Origin of the sequence: Lacipirellula limnantheis (assembly GCF_007746075.1) — a bacterium.
Classification (GTDB): domain Bacteria; phylum Planctomycetota; class Planctomycetia; order Pirellulales; family Lacipirellulaceae; genus Lacipirellula; species Lacipirellula limnantheis.
In genome coordinates, this window is record NZ_CP036339.1 from 599,976 (window position 1) to 617,650 (window position 17,675).

A 17,675-nucleotide genomic window follows, 5' to 3' on the forward strand; every position below is an offset into this window, starting at 1 on the left:
TCGCACACGCCGCGCGTCAACGGCGCCACTGCGCCTCTATCTCGACCTGGGCGTGCTCCAGGTGTAGTCGGACGCTCTCTTGTCCGACGAATTCGCGCTAACGCTTGCTAAGCGTGCTCACTCTGCCGCGCTATCGATTGAATCGACGTCGCCCCTCGCGGCAATTTCTCTGGTTAGTACTCACGTCTGTTCCGTCGGGAGAGGTCCTCCCTACACTGAGGTCGTTCTATGGAAAAAGTGCCTGGACCCGCGCAGGGCGTTACCGGTCGCCGAGCGTATCGCTTAGCAATCGCGGCGTTGGTCATCGTCGCCATTGCCACTGGCGCTTGGATTACTCGAAGTCATTGGATGGGATTGTTTCAGGACGCATCGAGTGGCGGAGAAGCGGAATCCGCAGCCCACAGCGACGAGGCGGAACACGCCCACGCGCACGGCGCAGCGTCCGCAAATGCAATTACTTTGAGCGACCGTGGCCTTAAAAACATTGGTTTCGTACCCGTCACTGTCGCGCTCCAATCGTTCGAACGAACCGAAAGCATACCGGCCATTGTGGTGGAACAGCCGGGGCGAACTCAGATCCAGCTTTCGTCGCCGTTTGGAGGCGTTCTTGCCAAGGTGTTCGTCGTGCAGGGCGAGGCCATCGAACCAGGCAGTCCGATGTTCGAAGTGCGACTGACCCACGAAGAGTTGGTGAATTCTCAACAGGAATTCTTGAAGACGGCGGAGAACTTAGAGATCGTCGACCGTGAGATTGCACGTTTGGAGGCGTTGAGCGAAGGGGTCGTGGCTGGCAAGCGGATTCTTGAACAGCAGTACGAAAGGCAAAAGCTAGAAGTCTCGCTGCGGTCAGCGGAGCAGGCGCTGCTGCTGCATGGGCTGACTAGCGAGCAGGTGCAAGACATTCTGAAGACGCGGCAACTGCTGCAAAGCGTTACTGTCTTCGCACCGAGTCATTCTCATGCGAGCGGTAATTGCCCTGAGAACCACGCCTTTCACGTGCAACGGCTTCCTGTCTCGCCCGGTCAGCAAGTGGACGCTAGCCAGGAGCTCGCGGTGTTGGCAGACCACTGCGAACTTTACCTGGAAGGACGGGCTTTCGAAGACGACGCGAAACAACTTCGCAACGCGGCACGCGAAGGTTGGACGATCTCCGCGTCCCTGCTGACCGGCGACAAAGACGCAGCGACGATCGACAACCTGAAACTATTGTATTTAGGCGACACAATCGATCCGGAGACGCGCGCGTTTCGTTTCTATCTCCAGCTTCCCAATGAAATGGTCTTGGATCAGAAAACGCCGGAGGGGAGGCGGTTTATTGATTGGGAATTCAAGCCAGGACAACGCTTTGAATTGCATGTGCCGATCGAAAAGCTAACGGAACGCATCGTAGCGCCAATCGAAGCCGTTGTCGAAGAGGGCGCTGAGTTCTACATCTACCGGCAGAACGGCAAGAACTTTGACCGTGTCCCCGTTCACGTCGAGTATCGCGACAACAAATCAGCCGTCATCGCCAATGACGGGGCCCTTTTTCCGGGTGACGTCATTGCCGGTCGCGGCGCGTACCAGATGCATCTCGCACTCAAGAACAAGTCTGGCGGCGGAGTTGATCCGCACGCTGGGCATAATCACTAACCGGCCGAGAAAGGACATCCGGCCATGCTGAATGCCATCATTCGATTTTCGCTGCGGAATCGCCTCCTGGTGATCGCCGTTTCCATTTTCCTGGTGATCTACGGGAGTTGGCAGGCGTATCGTCTGCCGATCGACGTTTTTCCGGACCTCAATCGTCCGCGCGTGACGATCATGACCGAAGCGCCAGGTATGGCGCCTGAAGAAGTCGAAACCCTCATTACGTTTCCATTGGAAACGGCGCTCAACGGAGCGACGGGCGTCGAAGACGTGCGGAGCACTTCCGGTATTGGACTATCCGTCGTGTACGTCGAGTTCGGCTGGGGCACCGATATTTTCAACGATCGCCAGATAGTCAACGAGCGACTGGCGCTCGTCGCCAGCCAAATGCCCGACGGGGTTAAACCGCAACTCGCGCCAATTTCTTCGATCATGGGGCAAATCCAGATCGTGGGAATGTACAGCGAGGGCGGCAAAACATCGCCCATGGAGCTACGCACGCTCGCCGATTGGGTCGTGCGTCAGCGGCTGCTGACAATTCCTGGCGTATCACAAATCATCGTGATGGGAGGCGAGCGTAAGCAGTTTCAAGTTCTCGTCGACCCGAATGAACTCGTGCGGTACGGCGTAACGCTCCATCAAGTGGAAACAGCGCTGCTGGAGAGCAATCAGAACACCGCAGGCGGGTATCTCGATCAGCAAGGTCCGAACGAATACTTGGTTCGTTCGCTTGGCCGCATCAAATCTATTGAAGAAATCAGCGGGATCGTCATCACTTACCGCGACGGTCAATCGGTGCGATTGTCGCAAGTGGCTCGCATCATTGAAGGACCGCAGGTCAAACGGGGCGATAGCTCTGCGTTCGCCCGCACGGCGGAAGGAGAATTTGATGGCGGCCCGGCAGTGGTATTGACCATCAATAAGCAGCCAAGCGCCGACACGCGCGAAGTGACCGACAACGTGTTGAAGGCGCTGGAAGAGTTGAAAGTCTCGCTCCCTCCCGACGTACGCATCCTGCCCGCGCTCTATCAACAGAAAACATTCATCGATTTAGCGATTGCCAATGTCATCGAAGCGCTTCGCGACGGCGGCATCTTGGTCGTGATCATTCTCATTCTGTTCCTGATGAACTTGAGAACTACGTTCATCACGCTAACGGCAATTCCGCTGTCGCTTGTGATGACGGCGCTTATCTTCAAATGGTTCGGCTTTTCGATCAATACGATGACGCTCGGCGGCCTGGCGGTGGCGGTCGGGGAGCTAGTGGATGATGCCATCGTCGACGTGGAGAACATCTTTCGACGCCTGCGAGAGAATCGACAAAGCCCTAATCCCAAGGATCCCTTGCAGGTCGTTTATGAAGCCAGCACTGAGGTCCGAAATTCCATCGTGTTCAGTACGATGATCGTCGTACTCGTCTTCATTCCGCTGTTCGCCTTGTCTGGCATGGAAGGGCAACTGTTTCGGCCGCTCGGCGTGGCCTACATCGTGTCGATTCTGGCCTCGCTTTTCGTATCGCTCACAGTGACGCCCGTGCTGTCGTACTGGCTCCTTGGGCATGCTCGGTTGATGGAGCACGGCGAGGATGGCTTCGTACTGCGAGGACTCAAAGGGCTAGCCTCGCTGGTTATTCGATTCAGCCTGCGTTTTCCCAAGCCCGTCCTGCTGGTAACGGTCGCCGCAGTGGTTGTCGCATTTATCGCGCTCACGCGTTTGGATCGCGACTTTCTTCCGCCGTTCAATGAGGGGGCGATGCAGGTAAACGTCCTGCTGCCGCCGGGGACGTCGCTGGCAAAGTCCAATGAAGTCGCCGCGAAAGTGGAGGAGCGTTTACGCGGAGTCAACGACGTGGAGGCATTCGTAAGAAAGACTGGCCGCGCCGAACTAGATGAACATGCGGAAGGAGTGGGGGTCACAGAGTTCATCGCCACAATCAAGGAAGACACGGAACGTTCACGCGAAGAAGTCATTGATGAAATCAGCGAAGCGCTCGCAGATATTCCAGGCATCGTAACTGCCGTGGAACAACCGCTCGCGCACTTGATCTCGCATATGCTGTCCGGAGTGAAAGCTCAAGTTGCGATCAAGCTATATGGCGACGATCTCGACGTCCTGCGCCGTGAAGCGGAGCAGATGAAATCCGCTATTGCGCAAGTTCCCGGCGTGCGGGATCTTCAAATCGAGCAGCAAGTCATCATCCCTCAACTGCGCATCGAAGCCGACGGACACAAACTCGAGCAGTTCGGATTGCGGCGCTTGGCCGTCAACGAGTTCGTCGAGACGGCGATGCAGGGCAAGGTCGTTTCGTCGGTGCTTGACGGTCAGCGAACGTTTGACTTGTTAGTTCGATTGGACGATCGCTATCGAGAAGATATCGAAGCGCTGAAACGACTCGCCATCGATACGCCGGGCGGCGGCGCCGTGAAGCTTGAAGACGTTGCCAACATTTACATGTCGGGAGGGCCGAACACAGTCAATCGCGAGCAGGTGAGACGGCGTATCGTCGTCCAGTGCAATGTCAGCGGCCGGGGACTCGTCGACGTCGTCGAAGAGATTAAGGATCGATTGGCTCCCATCGAGAAAGCCTTACCGACCGGCTACTTCACCGAATACAGCGGGCAATTTGAAAGCGAACAGTCAGCCTCGCGCACGATCTCCGTGCTGTTCGTGGCGTCGCTGATTGGCATCTTCTTGGTGCTCTTCACGATGTTTCGCTCGGTGAATCTGTCGTTGCAGGTGATGGCTGCCTTGCCGATGGCGTTCATCGGCGCGGTGGCGGCGCTGGCGATCACCAATCAGACGCTCACCGTCGCGGCGATGGTGGGCTTCATCGCCCTTGTCGGCGTTGCGTCTCGAAACGGCATTCTTTTGCTCAATCACTACTTGCATCTAGTGAAGTATGAAGGCGAGGGCTGGACGAAGGAGATGATCTTGCGCGGAGGTCTGGAAAGATTGGCTCCGGTCCTGATGACGGCGCTCACCGCCGGTATCGCTCTCATCCCGCTAACGCTAGCGGCGGGGGAACCCGGCAAAGAAATTCTCTATCCAGTCGCCACGGTCATTGTGGGCGGGCTCATCAGCTCGACCCTGCTCGACTTCTTCGTTCATCCGGCGTTGTTCTGGACGCTGGGACTGAAAAGCGCTCGGCATGTCGTCGAAGACGATCAGCGGCAAGTCACGCTTGTTGCGCATGAAGAGAGCTAAGAGACCGACCATCCGTCAGCAACCACAAGTTATCTGTCTACCTATTCCAATACTAGGAGGAGTGAAAGTGTTCAAGTCATTCTGTTGCACATTGCCGACACTGTTCGTCGTGAGTCTGATCATGATCGGATGTAGCGACAAATCCCCCACGCCGACCGCGGAGAAGGGGCATGAAGAAGCCGGACACGAAGACCATGCTCACGAGCACGCTACCGTCGGGCCGCACGGCGGCGACATCGTCGAGCTTGGGAGCGAAGAGTATCACGCAGAAATCGTTCACGAAGGAGAAGCGACGGTCTACATACTGGATAGTTCGGCGAAGGCCCCCGTGGCCATCGACGCGGCCGACGTCACCATCAATATCACTCACGATGGCAAAGCAGAGCAGTTCAAGCTGGTTGCGAAGCCTGCGGCCAGCGACGGAGCGGGCAAATCGTCGCAATTTTCGTTGGCTGATAAGGAACTGATTGCAGATTTGTCAGAGGGCCACGCTGAGGTCCAACTCGTGGTCACGATTAACGGCAAGCAGTATCGAGGAACGCTGGAGCACGACCACGAGGAAGGCGCCGAACACGCCCACTAACAATGACAATCGACCAGCCGAAGCGCTGAGCATCTAAACCCTGCGTGGCCGTTCACCTGTCCAGGATGAACGGCGCGCAGTATCTATCCTTCAGTGGTCGAGCGCAGCTTAGTCGTGATGCGGCCAGTAGTAGTGTGTATATCTATGTCAGCGCGACTTCAGTGAGTCGCAGCTTCTTAGGCCGTGCGCGAGAAAACTGAATATGCCTCAACCCAAGTCGAACGCGATGGCACGTCGATTCTTCATTGAAGGGATGGACTGCGCTGAGGAAATATCGGCGCTGCTGACCGAGGTCGGGCCGCTAGTCGAAGATCGTGAGCTGCTCGATTTCAACGTATTCTCCAGAACGATGACTGTCGCTGCACTGCCTCCAAGAGTTACGTCGGATCAAGTGCTGGCGGCCATCGAACGAGCAGGAATGCGAGGGCGTGAGATCACAAACGATGGCACGGAACAACCGCCAGAGAGTTCTTTCTGGGACCGACAAGGAAGGTTAATTCTTACATCAATTAGCGCGATCGCTATCGTGCTCGCTCAGTTGTGGCAATGGACGCAGTCACCCGCTGAGACGACCGGAGTAGAAGTTGCGCCGCCACTGTCCTCTAAAGTCTTGTTTGGAGTAGCGATCGCTGCGGGGCTCTGGCTGGTTCTACCGAAAGCTGTCGGCGCCCTGCGGCGATTGCAACCCGATATGAATTTGCTCATGACCGTGGCGGTCATCGGAGCCATTGCTATCGGCGAATGGCTGGAGGCGGCGACCGTCGCCTTCTTGTTCTCGCTGTCACTTTTACTGGAATCATGGAGCGTGAACCGCGCGCGCCGAGCTGTGGCAGCGTTGATGGATCTCTCTCCGCCGACGGCCCGGCTGGTTGCGCCAGATGGATCGACGACGGAAGTCGCGCCGACCGAAGTAACAGTCGGCGCCTCGTTCATGGTGAAACCAGGAGAACGTATTCCACTTGATGGTCAAGTAAAGGAGGGTACAAGCGAAGTCAATCAAGCGCCAATCACTGGCGAAAGCGTGCCCGTGTCGAAAGCAGTGGGAAGCGACGTGTACGCGGGCACCATCAATGGCGACGCATCGCTGGTGATCGTGTCGACGAGAGCCGCATCGGAGACAACCCTCGCGAAAATTATTCGGATGGTGGGAGAAGCTCAGTCGCGCCGCGGGCCCTCGGAACAATGGGTGCAGAAGTTCGCACGCGTCTACACGCCTGTCGTGATGGTGCTGGCAATCGCGATGTTCTTGATTCCACCGCTCGCGTTCGGCGGTAATTGGTCGCAGTGGCTGTATCGGGCTCTGGTGCTATTGGTGATTGCCTGTCCCTGCGCCTTGGTAATTTCCACGCCAGTAAGCATCGTCGCCGGATTGGCTTCGGCGGCTCGACAAGGTGTACTCGTCAAAGGAGGCGTGTTTCTCGAAGCGCCAGCGCACCTCAAAGCAATTGCTTTCGATAAGACTGGCACGCTGACGCTTGGACGACCGCAAGTGATTGAGGTCGTCCCGCTCAATGCGCATACCGAGGTCGAACTCATCGAACGAGCGGCCGCTCTGGAGCAGAATTCGGATCATCCGATTGCGAAAGCGATTCTGGAATATGCCGCGGAACGGAAAATCACTTTTCAAGCCGCTGATCAGTTTCAGATCATCCAAGGCAAGGGCGCTCGTGGGCGCTTCAGCGGCCGAGAGTTTTGGCTCGGATCGCATCGATATTTGGAGGAGCGGGGGCAGGAGACGACTGCCATTCACGAACGTGTTGAGGCGATGGCAGGAGAAGGTCGAACAATCGTTGTCGTCGGAAATGAACAACACGTTTGCGGGCTCATTTCACTGGCGGACGAACTTCGTCCGGAGACGGAGGCGACGCTCCAAGAGTTACGAGAGTTGGGAATTGAGCATCTCGTCATGCTTACCGGGGACAACCGTCCGACGGCAGAAGCGATCGCGAAGCGAGCCGGTGTCGACGGCGTGGAAGCGGAATTGTTGCCGGAGGACAAGGTCACTGCTATCGAAGCGCTAGTCAGCAAATATCAACACGTTGGCATGATCGGCGATGGCGTGAATGATGCACCGGCCTTGGCCTTAGCGACAATCGGCATCGCGATGGGATCGGTGGGGAGCGACGCCGCGATCGAGACGGCGGACGTGGCGCTGATGTCAGATGATCTCACGCGGCTTCCCTGGCTCATACGACATTCGCGTCGAACGCTCAGCATCATTCGACAGAACATCGGATTCTCACTGGCCGTCAAGATGCTCTTCGTCATATTGACGCTTGCCAATCTATCCTCACTGTGGGGCGCGATTGCAGCCGACACGGGCGCGTCGCTGCTGGTCGTTCTCAATGGCCTTAGATTGCTACGCGCATAAAAGAAGCGGCCGACGGAGCGTCCATCGGCCGCTTGATGCTTTAGCGGACGCCTCTATTGAGCTAAGGTGGGCGTCGGCGTCGGTGCATTGGCCGTCGTCACGCCAGTCGGAGCACCCGGGCTCGCAATCGCCGGAACCGAATTGGTCGGCGCGGATGGTGCAGGCGGCGCTTCTGGCTGCGCCTGCGCGATCACGGCGGGCTGCTTTTGCAGCTCCCAGCCTTTGGCGGTGACGGCGAATTGATAGACGCCGGGCGTGAGTGCGTACTTGGCGCTGCCAAAATTTTCGCCTCGCCCAAATGTGATGATCCAATCGCGGTCGGCTTGAATCGTTTGCGACTGCCCAGGTTGAATGCTGTACTTAAAGTTATTCAGTGCATAGTTGACGGTTCCCCCCACGCCAGCCGGACTGACGATTTGAATCGGGCTGCCAGTAAACGTGGCGTTTGCGGGCCGGGGGAGGACGTTGCCGGGAACGACTGAATTAAACTGCGGATAGTTCGAAACGTGCGGCGTGACGTACGACGGGGTATAGCTCGGTTGCTGATAGTAACTTGGCGTCACGTTGTGGTCGTACACGCCTTGCCAGCCAGTGTGGTGTCCTTGGTTGTCGATGTGGTGTCCAGAATCATCGACGCGGTGCCCGGAAGCGTCATGATGATGATGACTACTGTGAAAATGTTGAGCTGACACGGGAGCAGAGACGGCGCCGATTAGGGCTCCGGCGACGGCGACATTGATCCAAACGTACCGCATGTGATTTTCCCCACTAGACACGACGCAAACGACGGCAGGCAGCTCTCTGCCTACCCGGGCGGGACTCAGCCTACGCCTCAGCGAGTGAAACGCAAGGAGCGTAATCGGCAAGTATCGACGCTCGCGGGAACACTCCAATCAACCTAAACGGAGATGCTGACATAACCGCTGCACCCACCAGGGTTTACTCGCACTCTGGACCGCGGGGTAAACGCATCTGCTTGGCAAGTACGCGACTGAGGCCTAGATAATGATCCGTTCAATTTCATCGATCGTCACATCGTCTCGTGAACGGTCGTACAACTTGGTTGTTCGCGGCGACTCATGAGCGGCAATTGTTTGAGCCTTTTCCAGCGTGCCGCCATTTTCAAGATACGCGGTAATTCCGGTCGCCCGAAACGAATGGCACGTGATGGAGCGCGACAAACCGGCGGCCGCTGCTCGCCTTTTGACCATGCGAAACGCACCATTGCGCGTCAACGTTGCCTCGGTCATGCGGCCTTGCCGATCGATTGTACGAAACAGTGGAGATTTCTTCGCTGCAACGATCCCCGCGGCCGTCAGATACTCGTCTAGGTATTGATCAGCGTTGTGATGAGCAGGGACTTGATGTTGCTTGCCTCCCTTCTCGTGCAGTCGAAGCCACCATCGCTTCCCCTCGGCATAGAAGTCTTCGACTTTCATATTTACGGTGGCGCTCACACGCGCAAAGGTGTAGATCATCACGCCGATGAGTGCGCGGTCGCGTAAGCCGATCACGGTCGACGTATCGATCGAGTCAAGCAATTGACGCGCTTCGTCAGCGGTGAGCACGGGCGTTTTTCCTCGCCTGACGACGTGCTTTGGGCCGCGAACAGAGGTCGCCGGGTTGTGCTGCACGACGTGGCCGGTGACGAGCCAATCAAAGAGCATGCGGATTGCCGCCAGATGCTGTTTCACCGTCGGCGGTGATCCACAATGACCTTCGACGTACGCAGCGATAACGACAGGTTCGATGGCGTCCAATGATCTAACGCCGCGAGCTTCAGTCCAAGCGAAGAATTGGCGAATAGCGTGCGCGTAGGCGAGTCTCGTATTTTTGTTTCGAATAGTTACTACGAAGAACTCGACGAAGCGTCGGATGCCCGGCTCTCCAGATGACGCAATCGCCTTGGGCAGCGAAGCGAAGCCGATTCGATCAAGGTTGCGTTGAGTTCGTGATACGAGGTCGTGCGTCATCCCAGCCGTCAAGTTGTTAGCCAACGCTCAGTGCAGAACGACATTTGGAAACGAGTTCCCTTTCCGACATTCGATGCACCATAACGTCCTTTATGATGCAACATGCGTTAGTAGGGGAGCAAGGTATTTTCTCCATGGGTCGTGCGTTGGCGGATCAGCTGAGGCGGCTGTTGATGGAAAATGAGGCCGACGGCGTGCGTGCGAACGACCTCCAAAAAACCTTTACTCGACTGACTGGCTTGGCACGACGAGCCAAAGCTCAGCGTCTTGACACTCCGGACAAACTCCCAAGTGTGTTTGCCAAGCAGCGTCACTTCGGTCCGAACTCATGGCTTGTGTCGAAACGTCTAAGTCCTGGACTTGCTCGACTGAGAACCAAGAAGTCGGAACTGCGTCGATCCCATCGCTGTCGCTGCGATCGCAGAACATACAGCCTAAGCGGATTGGCATGATTCGATCCTTTCGTGTGAGGCGGCCATGCAGCCGCTGGTCAATGGAGCTACTCGGACTTTCCCCGCGTTGCCGTCTCCAACGACATCGCTCCAATTAAGTCGGCAGCGACGCGCTGAATATGGGCCAGCGAAGCCAAGAACATTTCCTTGTCTCCGCCATAGAGTTGGATGTAGTCGCTCGACCGGTTCAACCCGTCGAGCCCCGCAGCCCGTGTGACGACGAAAGCCACCGCTTCTGCCTCTAACTCGCGTACGCGCCGCGTCGTCTCCGGACGACGATCAGTGCGATGGAGTCGTTCATGCGCCAGTTCGTGGACTAGCACCGCAAACTCGCTCGCCGCCGATAGTCCTTGAAGAATGGCGATCTTGCCGCCCTCCGAGAGGCCCTCAGCGCCGCCAAGCTGCTCTTCGTAGCGGAGTTCCACGCCGTACGACGCGACGAGCGTTCTTAACTGAACGAGCAACTCGCCAGGGTCTCCCGAAATGGAGCTAAACTCTGGCACCTCTGCTCCGTCAGTCTGCGACACGTCAAATAGGTACGCTGTCCGAAACCCGATGACAGAGCGGACGCTCGTCGCCTCCTCGCCGTCGGAATCAGTTTCGGACGATTGACGGCGTCGCACCAAAGGAGCGAGGATCATAATTCCCCGCTCCCCTTTCTTGACGAAACGCCCAAGCTCACGCCAGCGATGGAACCCTGCGACATGCGTCGCGTCGGGTTGCTGCATCGCAATTAGGAGGCAATTACAAAAACTGTACTGGTGAAATCGAGCCTGAAAGGCCAAGTATTCCAGCAGCCGGTCGCTTTTGCCTTGCTCCAGTGCGGCGATTAGTTCGTCGACGCCGCGATTGGTCATCTCCAACGCTTCTTCACGATTCATGGCAGGAAGGCCTTCATGTTGCAGCGCAACGTCCCCTGCTCGCTGAGCGAGAGAGCAACGAAGCAGCTTCGGATCAAGAAGGGCTTGCCGGAACGTCCGGCGAGCCGAAGTTAGTTGCGACGAGCGAACGTCGTCGTCAGCATGCGGCAGCGATGCCGCGAGACATCCCCAGGGGATGAAAGAAAAACTAAAACCGTGGAATGCACGCCGCCGGTCTCGCGGGCGAGCCACAATTGAGGCCAGTCGGCGAGAACGGAAGCGATAAAATCGCTTCTACCCAGATGAGGTTCCGCATTCGAGGGAACAGCCGAGAATAGCGCAGTTCGGATCGCTACTCAACGTGGCTAGCCGATTCTTACGACCATGTTATTTTGAAAGCCGCGGCAGCTCGACCCCGGCGCGTTCGCAGAGTTCCACGGCCGCTCGATAGATGGGAAGTCCACTAGCCAGCGCGAACAGGTCCAACTGATTTCCCTGACAGCCGCAGCCGAAGCACTTGAAGGCACTCTTTGCAGTATTGACGCTTAAACTCCGACTGTGTGGAGACGAAGATCCATGGATCGGACACGGCCCGCGCAGCTGAACGCCCGCCCTCGCCACAGGCGTCCATTCTAGTAGTTCCAACACCGCAACGATGCCAACCCTCCGGCGGACTTCGGCGTAATCGATCGCTCCCCACGACGGCACGCCATCGAAACTCGCCCCGCCCTCCCCTGCCCCGTTGTGCAGAGAAGAGGAACCCGTAGCACTCTCCGTCGCTCGCCGACGTTGTTCCTGCGAGGAATTCGGTTTCATTATTCACACTCAAACAAGCAATGATTCCCAGCGAACTACTCGCCCGCCGAGCGTCACGCAATAAAAAAAGAACCCCAGGGTGCGGTGCAACCGACAACCTGGGGCTGAAAAGAGACGACGCAACCATTCGCATCGTTAGAATTGGCGACCGCGCTGATCCGTCCGATCATGCTGCCGCTCGCGATAGACCTCCTCCTGACGCTGCTGAATCGCATCGTAAGCGGCGGTGAGCAAACGCGACGCTGGAAGCAGATCCTGAACACTCAGGTATTCAGTTGTCTCCCACTCGCTCTGCTCATCCCGTCGAAACGATCTCGTCAGCCGGACGCTAAAGTTCGGCCGTCCCTCATTGGGATGCTCGAACACGGCGACCTGCACCGGAAAGAAGGACTGGGCGAAGATGGGCCGTTGTTTCTGGGCACCATGATTCGCCGACTTCGTCGCAGCCATCGTAATGGCTCCTTTCAACTAGAACCGCATCCAAAACAGCTGGTAAAACCCTCGCTGGATGCACCGCAGGGGTTTGGCGAAGCCCGAAAGAGATTCGCCAAACGCGCGGATGGGTAAAAAGGTCACGGTGCAGAGTATCGCGTTCCAATTCGCTAAGCAAATATGCGATATCAGCGTTCACGGGGCAGTTTGCGGCCTCTTGCTGCCCATGTCTGAAGTCTTGTAGGTGCAAGATCGCATCTTGGGAACAGTTGGTTTAGATTAGTGCAGGCACATCTCATGTTCTTTAAGCTCATCGATGCATCAATGAACGACGTACCCTCACGCTCTCAATTACAAGAGCTACTCACCGACCGTTCCCATTTGCCCGATGAAATTCTAATTAAGGGGCAGCCTTACAGAATTATTGGAGAGAATATTATTGGTCGTGGAAACGACTCGGTTGTATGGAAGGCCGTCGACGCTTATGGGAGGTTCCGAGCTCTGAAGCTACGCTTGGCAACGAGCGGCACTGATAACTCACTCATCCAGGAAGCGTATAAGGCCTCGAAGCTGGAAGGATGCGAGGCCTTTGCGAGATTCGTCGATGCGGATGAAATCCAACTGCGAATCATGGAGGAATCGCATCATGTCGTATGCTTCGTCGAGAATTTTGTAGATGGTGTGAACTTAGGTGAGTATTTGCTGAATGAAGGCGAAACGATCAGCCCATCATTTATGCGAGAATATGTAAGAGGCGTCTGCACAGGGCTACGAGCGCTCTATGAGTGCCAACTTAGCCACAATGACTTGCATCCAGGGAACGTAATGATCGCAGCTCCAAGTCTGGGAGCCACTTCGAATGAGCGACGTATTCAGATCGTCGATACTGGAAATATTCGTTCCTCCACGCGTCATGAATTGGACGACCACCATCATTTCGTTTTTCATCTCGTATTAATCTGGAACGCGATTCGTCGTAGAAGAGACGTAGTTCTAAAAGATCGTCGTTTCTTAGCGGAAGTGCGGCCGCTCTTAGCTCAGATGCTCGACGAGGATCACACGATAGCCCTTCGAGATCCGACTTTAATCGTCGAGGAGTTCGCGGGTGCGTACGATCGGGCGATGGCACCGGCGCGCGATGAAATGCGACCACTTAACGGTCCGTTCGAATTCATTTCCGCAGACCACATTGCAGACGATCGTCTTCTGGTGGAAATATTCGCGAAGTCCTGCCCTTGGCTCGACAAAGTATCCGGCCCGGACGCATGCTTGGTAACGGGGCCGCGAGGCTGCGGAAAATCAACGATCTTCCGCTGGTTGAGCCTAAAGGCTCATCTCCACAAGTCGGTGGCAGAGATCGATGAGGAACTTCGGATTTTTGGCATCTACATTTCGTGCGGCGCTGATCTGCAAAATCGCCTGAGTTGGATTCGCACTGATCAAGACGCATCACGTTACCGCGGCCTAATAGTGCACTACTTCAATCTCTTGGCTGTGCGAGAGATTCTGAAAACACTTGCGACTATAGGCCGCCGCTCTGAGCGGGAGTCGCACTGGGGATTTGGAGCAACTGCCGAGGCAGCGGTCTATGACTTCGTGGTTAGAACAATCCGGTCGCCGCAAAGCGGAATGGTGCGCGGAGTATCGCGTATTGAGCACGCACAAGATCTCGTGCAAGCCGAATTGTTCGCAACACAAATCGCGTTCCAGCAAGCCGATACAAATCGCGTGACAACCACGCCATCACTGCTTGGCGATTTCACAGAATTGCTTGTTCGTGAAATCAGTTCCTTGCGACGCACACCAATCGCGTTCTTAGTCGATGATTTTTCAACTCATCGAATTTCTGAACCAGTTCAAACTGTGCTTAATCAGGTTATCTGGGAGCGTCGTGCGTCTCATGTATTCAAATTGTCGTCTGAGAAGCATGGCGCTGTGTTAAATGACGAACTACTTGCCACTTCTGAACTCACTCGTGAACGGCTCGAAATCGATTGCGGGAAGGAGTACTTAGCACTGAACGATACTCGATTAAGTGCCGCAACGACTCAATTTGCGACGGATCTCTTGAACAACCGTTTGCGAGCATCCAATCATTTGGGTACAGCGGAGATTCTAATTGGTGATTCACATTGGGAGGATGGTAGCCTTGGGAGGGCCCTTGCGAAGACCGGAATGAACCCCAAGCCGTCTGACTACCACGGTCTGCAATGCATCGCACAGCTCTGCTCCGGTGATGTTTCTAGTCTGCTGCATGTATACAGAAGAATCTTCGAGCTGGGCCATGTGACTGAGTCCACAGCAACGAGGGTACCGTTACACCTTCAGGATCTCGCTATCGTTGAAGTGTCTCGGAAACTGCTCGAACTTGTTAAGACTTTCCATCCGTACGGAAATGAAATGCATCAGGTCGTGCTCGCGTTCGGAAACTTGGTTCGAAGGCTTTTGCAGGATGCACAGCTGCAAAGTGATGGTTCTCCGGCGCAGGTGCCGCGAATCGAAATCGACGAAGTTCACGGAGACGCGAAAGCACGCCTCACACCAGAGCTTCAGCGACTGGCAAAAGAACTGGTTCGTCGGGCACTTTTCATTGAGATGGAGCCGGGCCTATCTAGGCATCGAAGCGTCACGACTCTTCGGTGGAATCTCCGAAGAATCTACTTACCTGCGTTCCGAGCGGCGCTGACCAAGAATGATGCGGTGAAACGCAATGTCGACTGGTTACAACAATTTCTAAGCACCCCGACTGAAGCTTGTGAACAGGTATCCAGGGAATGGGGACGGAAATCGATTGATCGCCAACTGGAGATGTTTGAAAAACCTAATCGATGAGAACGAACTAATGGCTAATCTGGCCGCCTACGAACTCGAAGACGCTATAGCTGCTTTTCCGGAAGTAGAGCCGTTCATCCGAGCTCCCCAGCGAATAGACCTTTACTTATGCGCATTGGGCTTTGAGCCTCGATGCTTGGCTTTGGCCAATCAATTGGCAACAGGCGGAAGCACGGCAAGAGCGTGCCGTTACATTGAGCTCGGCACAAACGTTGATGACAATCGAACGAATCTTGAAAGTCTAAAAGATTCGCTTTCTGCAATGTCTCAAGACGTAGATGGGCTAAATGCAGATGACATTGATTATGAAGCGGCACTTACGGATTTGCTCGCGAATCTGAGACGCGGTACTGATTGCACGCCTTTGATTGTGTTCGATATTAGCGTCGCGGCGAATCGTCTATTGCTCAAAACCTTCAAAGTCTTGCTGGAGGCCGACGTCGATCTACGCGTCCTGTACGCGGAGGCCGCTGCTTACCATCCAACCGAGGATGAGTTTCTGCAGGATCGCGAGAAATGGATTACCGATGGCAAGCTAGGCACCGAAGTCGGCGTCAGCTCCATTCTCCCAACCTCCGGTTATTCCGGCCAGCATCTAGATCCTCTGCCCAACTGCGTCATCTTATTTCCTAGCTTTAGAAAGGACAGAAGTCTCGCAGTCGTTAGTAAAGTGGACGAAACGCTGATCACGAATCCTCGCCAGGAAGTGATATGGATTGTCGGATCTCCGCCCGGGGTGGCCAATAAGTGGAGAACCGGCGCGATGAAATCGATTAACGAGATACCGGACACGGCACCGCAACACGAGGTGTCGACGTTCGACTACAAGAAGACAGTTGAAATCTTGGAGCGAATTTACAGAGAGAGATGGACGCACTTCAACTTGACTGTATCCCCTCTCGGATCAAAGCTACAAGGCATCGGGACTGCGATATTCTGCTACCTGCATCCTGACGTAAAGCTGCTGTTTGCAGCTCCTCAACGATACAACGCGAAGGAATGGTCTATTGGCGTTGGTAATCTTTGGTGCGTTAAATTCGGCGAAACTGTACAGTTCCGGAAATCGCTAGACAATATTGGCACGCTCAGAATTGATGATGGAGCTCAACGAATCCACAGACCATAGTCCTCAGAACGGAATGCGCGGAACTCTTGCAGCCGGGCGGCGCGCGGAAGCATCCATCGCTCCCGAAAATAGCCGAACATCTCATCTGCGCTGAAATTAAACGCCTGAAGGGTGTCGTCTACGCCCGACAAATACTGTTTCGCATTCAGGGCAAGTGGGACAACGAAGATCTGTCGTCTGACGCCGTGACGCAGAAGGTCGCTAGGCAGGCCTGCGGAGGCGAGGCATTTCTTTACGACTTCGCGACGATTTCGAAAGCCTGCACCCCAGCTAAGCTGCTTTGCTGTCGGCGAGCAATTGACCTTCGCATAGGTGAGCATCTCGTCATAGAGCCCATTGAGAAATTGAAAGTCCCCGAAGCCGCGAGTATAGCCTATGGGTGTATAGAGTTGCCGCTGTTGATAGCGAATCCGATTGTAGATGGACGACCGGCCGAGGGCAGACGTTGTTGTTAGTAGTGCGAGGTCGCCGTCTTGAGTCTTGCCGCTAATCAACGATCTGTGCGTTCCATACTTTGCTTTAAACCTTTCGCGAACCTCGTTGCTCGCTGCAAGCATTGCAATCAGCTTACCGCCTAATAAGTAAGAGTAAGGTGGCACTGCCCCCAAAACGAAAGCATCCATTATGTTCTGCAGGCGGCGTTTTCTGCTTGCAGGTGTGAATCCAATCCATTCGTCGCGTGCAGACAACGCGAACACTGGGTCGCCAAGCCCTATCACTCCTACAAGTTTCTGATTGCTCTCATCAATGACTATGAACCGGAGACGTCGTCCATATCCAGATGAGATGGGTATGCTCCAGTGAAGGCACGCGTAGCGAAATAGCAACTCGTCTTCGCTGTCGCTTACAACCTCAACCAGTCGTGGACGAATTTCCGTAACATCCAACGAAACTCCTTCCGCGATTCTGGATAGCAAGGCCTTCTCGTATCGCATCAATTGTGCTCGTGCACGATCCCTCTTGTGCTGCACCGCCAGGCCGTGCACCGTCCGAATTGTTTCCTTGTCTTCGAACGAGGGAGGGACAATTCTGCCTTTCTGATGACGAAAGCCTTGCTTTCTAAGCGACGCGATGATGTGGGCTTTCAGAAGTGTTCCGTCGTCGCCCGTAAGGCCATGAATGTACCCCGCCTTATCACGCGACGACGGAACTACATTCGCTCGCTTGCAGATGGCTTTAAGCTCGCCGTGAGTCAATCGCTCCAACATTTCTGCAGTTGAAAAGCGGCGACTCGATATTAGCCCCGACAAGATTTCGGCTTTGGCTTTTCGCGTGCTGACTTCCATTCCGAGGGAAACGGAAATCGCTCGCAAGCGAGGTCTCCCAATTTCCTGCAGTATTTCTGTTCTGGTAATCATCAGCGACCTTGGCTGGCAAAAGACGCAGCATACATTGCA

The 17,675-nt window shown here is 55.4% G+C and carries 12 protein-coding genes; 6 read left to right on the forward strand and 6 right to left on the reverse strand.

The features are described 5' to 3' along the window. The first annotated feature begins 228 nt into the window (after window positions 1-228). From I41_RS02345 to I41_RS02360, 4 genes are all read left to right on the forward strand, one after another. The gene (locus I41_RS02345) at window positions 229-1,632 is read left to right on the forward strand and encodes an efflux RND transporter periplasmic adaptor subunit (protein ID WP_145430519.1); all 1,404 of its coding nucleotides are present in this window, start codon (window positions 229-231) and stop codon (window positions 1,630-1,632) included. A 24-nt stretch (window positions 1,633-1,656) separates the two neighbouring features. Continuing rightward, window positions 1,657-4,833: an efflux RND transporter permease subunit gene (locus tag I41_RS02350; RefSeq protein WP_145430521.1), complete on the forward strand. Its 3,177-nt coding sequence runs from the start codon at window positions 1,657-1,659 to the stop codon at window positions 4,831-4,833. 67 nt (window positions 4,834-4,900) lie between these two features. Further along, complete coding sequence (locus tag I41_RS02355) at window positions 4,901-5,416, forward strand: hypothetical protein (RefSeq protein WP_246133785.1); 516 nt, start codon at window positions 4,901-4,903, stop codon at window positions 5,414-5,416. Between the two features lie 691 nt (window positions 5,417-6,107). Then, window positions 6,108-7,787: a heavy metal translocating P-type ATPase gene (locus tag I41_RS02360; protein ID WP_246133786.1), complete on the forward strand. Its 1,680-nt coding sequence runs from the start codon at window positions 6,108-6,110 to the stop codon at window positions 7,785-7,787. A 53-nt stretch (window positions 7,788-7,840) separates the two neighbouring features. Here the strand turns inward: I41_RS02360 and I41_RS02365 are convergent, their stop codons facing one another. From I41_RS02365 to I41_RS02385, 5 genes are all read right to left on the reverse strand, one after another. Continuing rightward, entirely contained in the window at window positions 7,841-8,542 is a 702-nt protein-coding gene (locus I41_RS02365; RefSeq protein WP_145430523.1) for a hypothetical protein, read from the reverse strand. Between the two features lie 243 nt (window positions 8,543-8,785). After that, window positions 8,786-9,760: a tyrosine-type recombinase/integrase gene (locus I41_RS02370; protein WP_145430525.1), complete on the reverse strand. Its 975-nt coding sequence runs from the start codon at window positions 9,758-9,760 to the stop codon at window positions 8,786-8,788. A 499-nt stretch (window positions 9,761-10,259) separates the two neighbouring features. Next, window positions 10,260-11,093, reverse strand: coding sequence for an ArdC family protein (locus I41_RS02375; RefSeq protein WP_145430527.1), 834 nt, complete (start codon window positions 11,091-11,093; stop codon window positions 10,260-10,262). A 366-nt stretch (window positions 11,094-11,459) separates the two neighbouring features. Then, entirely contained in the window at window positions 11,460-11,888 is a 429-nt protein-coding gene (locus tag I41_RS28445; RefSeq protein WP_145430529.1) for a CHC2 zinc finger domain-containing protein, read from the reverse strand. Window positions 11,889-12,023: 135 nt separating this feature from the next. Continuing rightward, the gene (locus I41_RS02385; RefSeq protein WP_145430530.1) at window positions 12,024-12,338 is read right to left on the reverse strand and encodes a hypothetical protein; all 315 of its coding nucleotides are present in this window, start codon (window positions 12,336-12,338) and stop codon (window positions 12,024-12,026) included. A gap of 279 nt (window positions 12,339-12,617) precedes the next feature. Here I41_RS02385 and I41_RS02390 point away from each other — a divergent pair, with 279 nt between their 5' ends. Both I41_RS02390 and I41_RS02395 read left to right on the forward strand, forming a co-directional pair. After that, a complete protein-coding gene (locus I41_RS02390) occupies window positions 12,618-15,152 on the forward strand; it encodes an ORC-CDC6 family AAA ATPase (protein ID WP_145430532.1) in 2,535 nt (844 codons plus the stop codon). Between the two features lie 10 nt (window positions 15,153-15,162). Continuing rightward, entirely contained in the window at window positions 15,163-16,278 is a 1,116-nt protein-coding gene (locus tag I41_RS02395; RefSeq protein ID WP_145430534.1) for a hypothetical protein, read from the forward strand. Here the strand turns inward: I41_RS02395 and I41_RS02400 are convergent. Further along, a complete protein-coding gene (locus I41_RS02400) occupies window positions 16,257-17,636 on the reverse strand; it encodes a Druantia anti-phage system protein DruA (RefSeq protein ID WP_210421095.1) in 1,380 nt (459 codons plus the stop codon). The genes I41_RS02395 and I41_RS02400 overlap by 22 nt on opposite strands. Window positions 17,637-17,675: the final 39 nt, after the last annotated feature.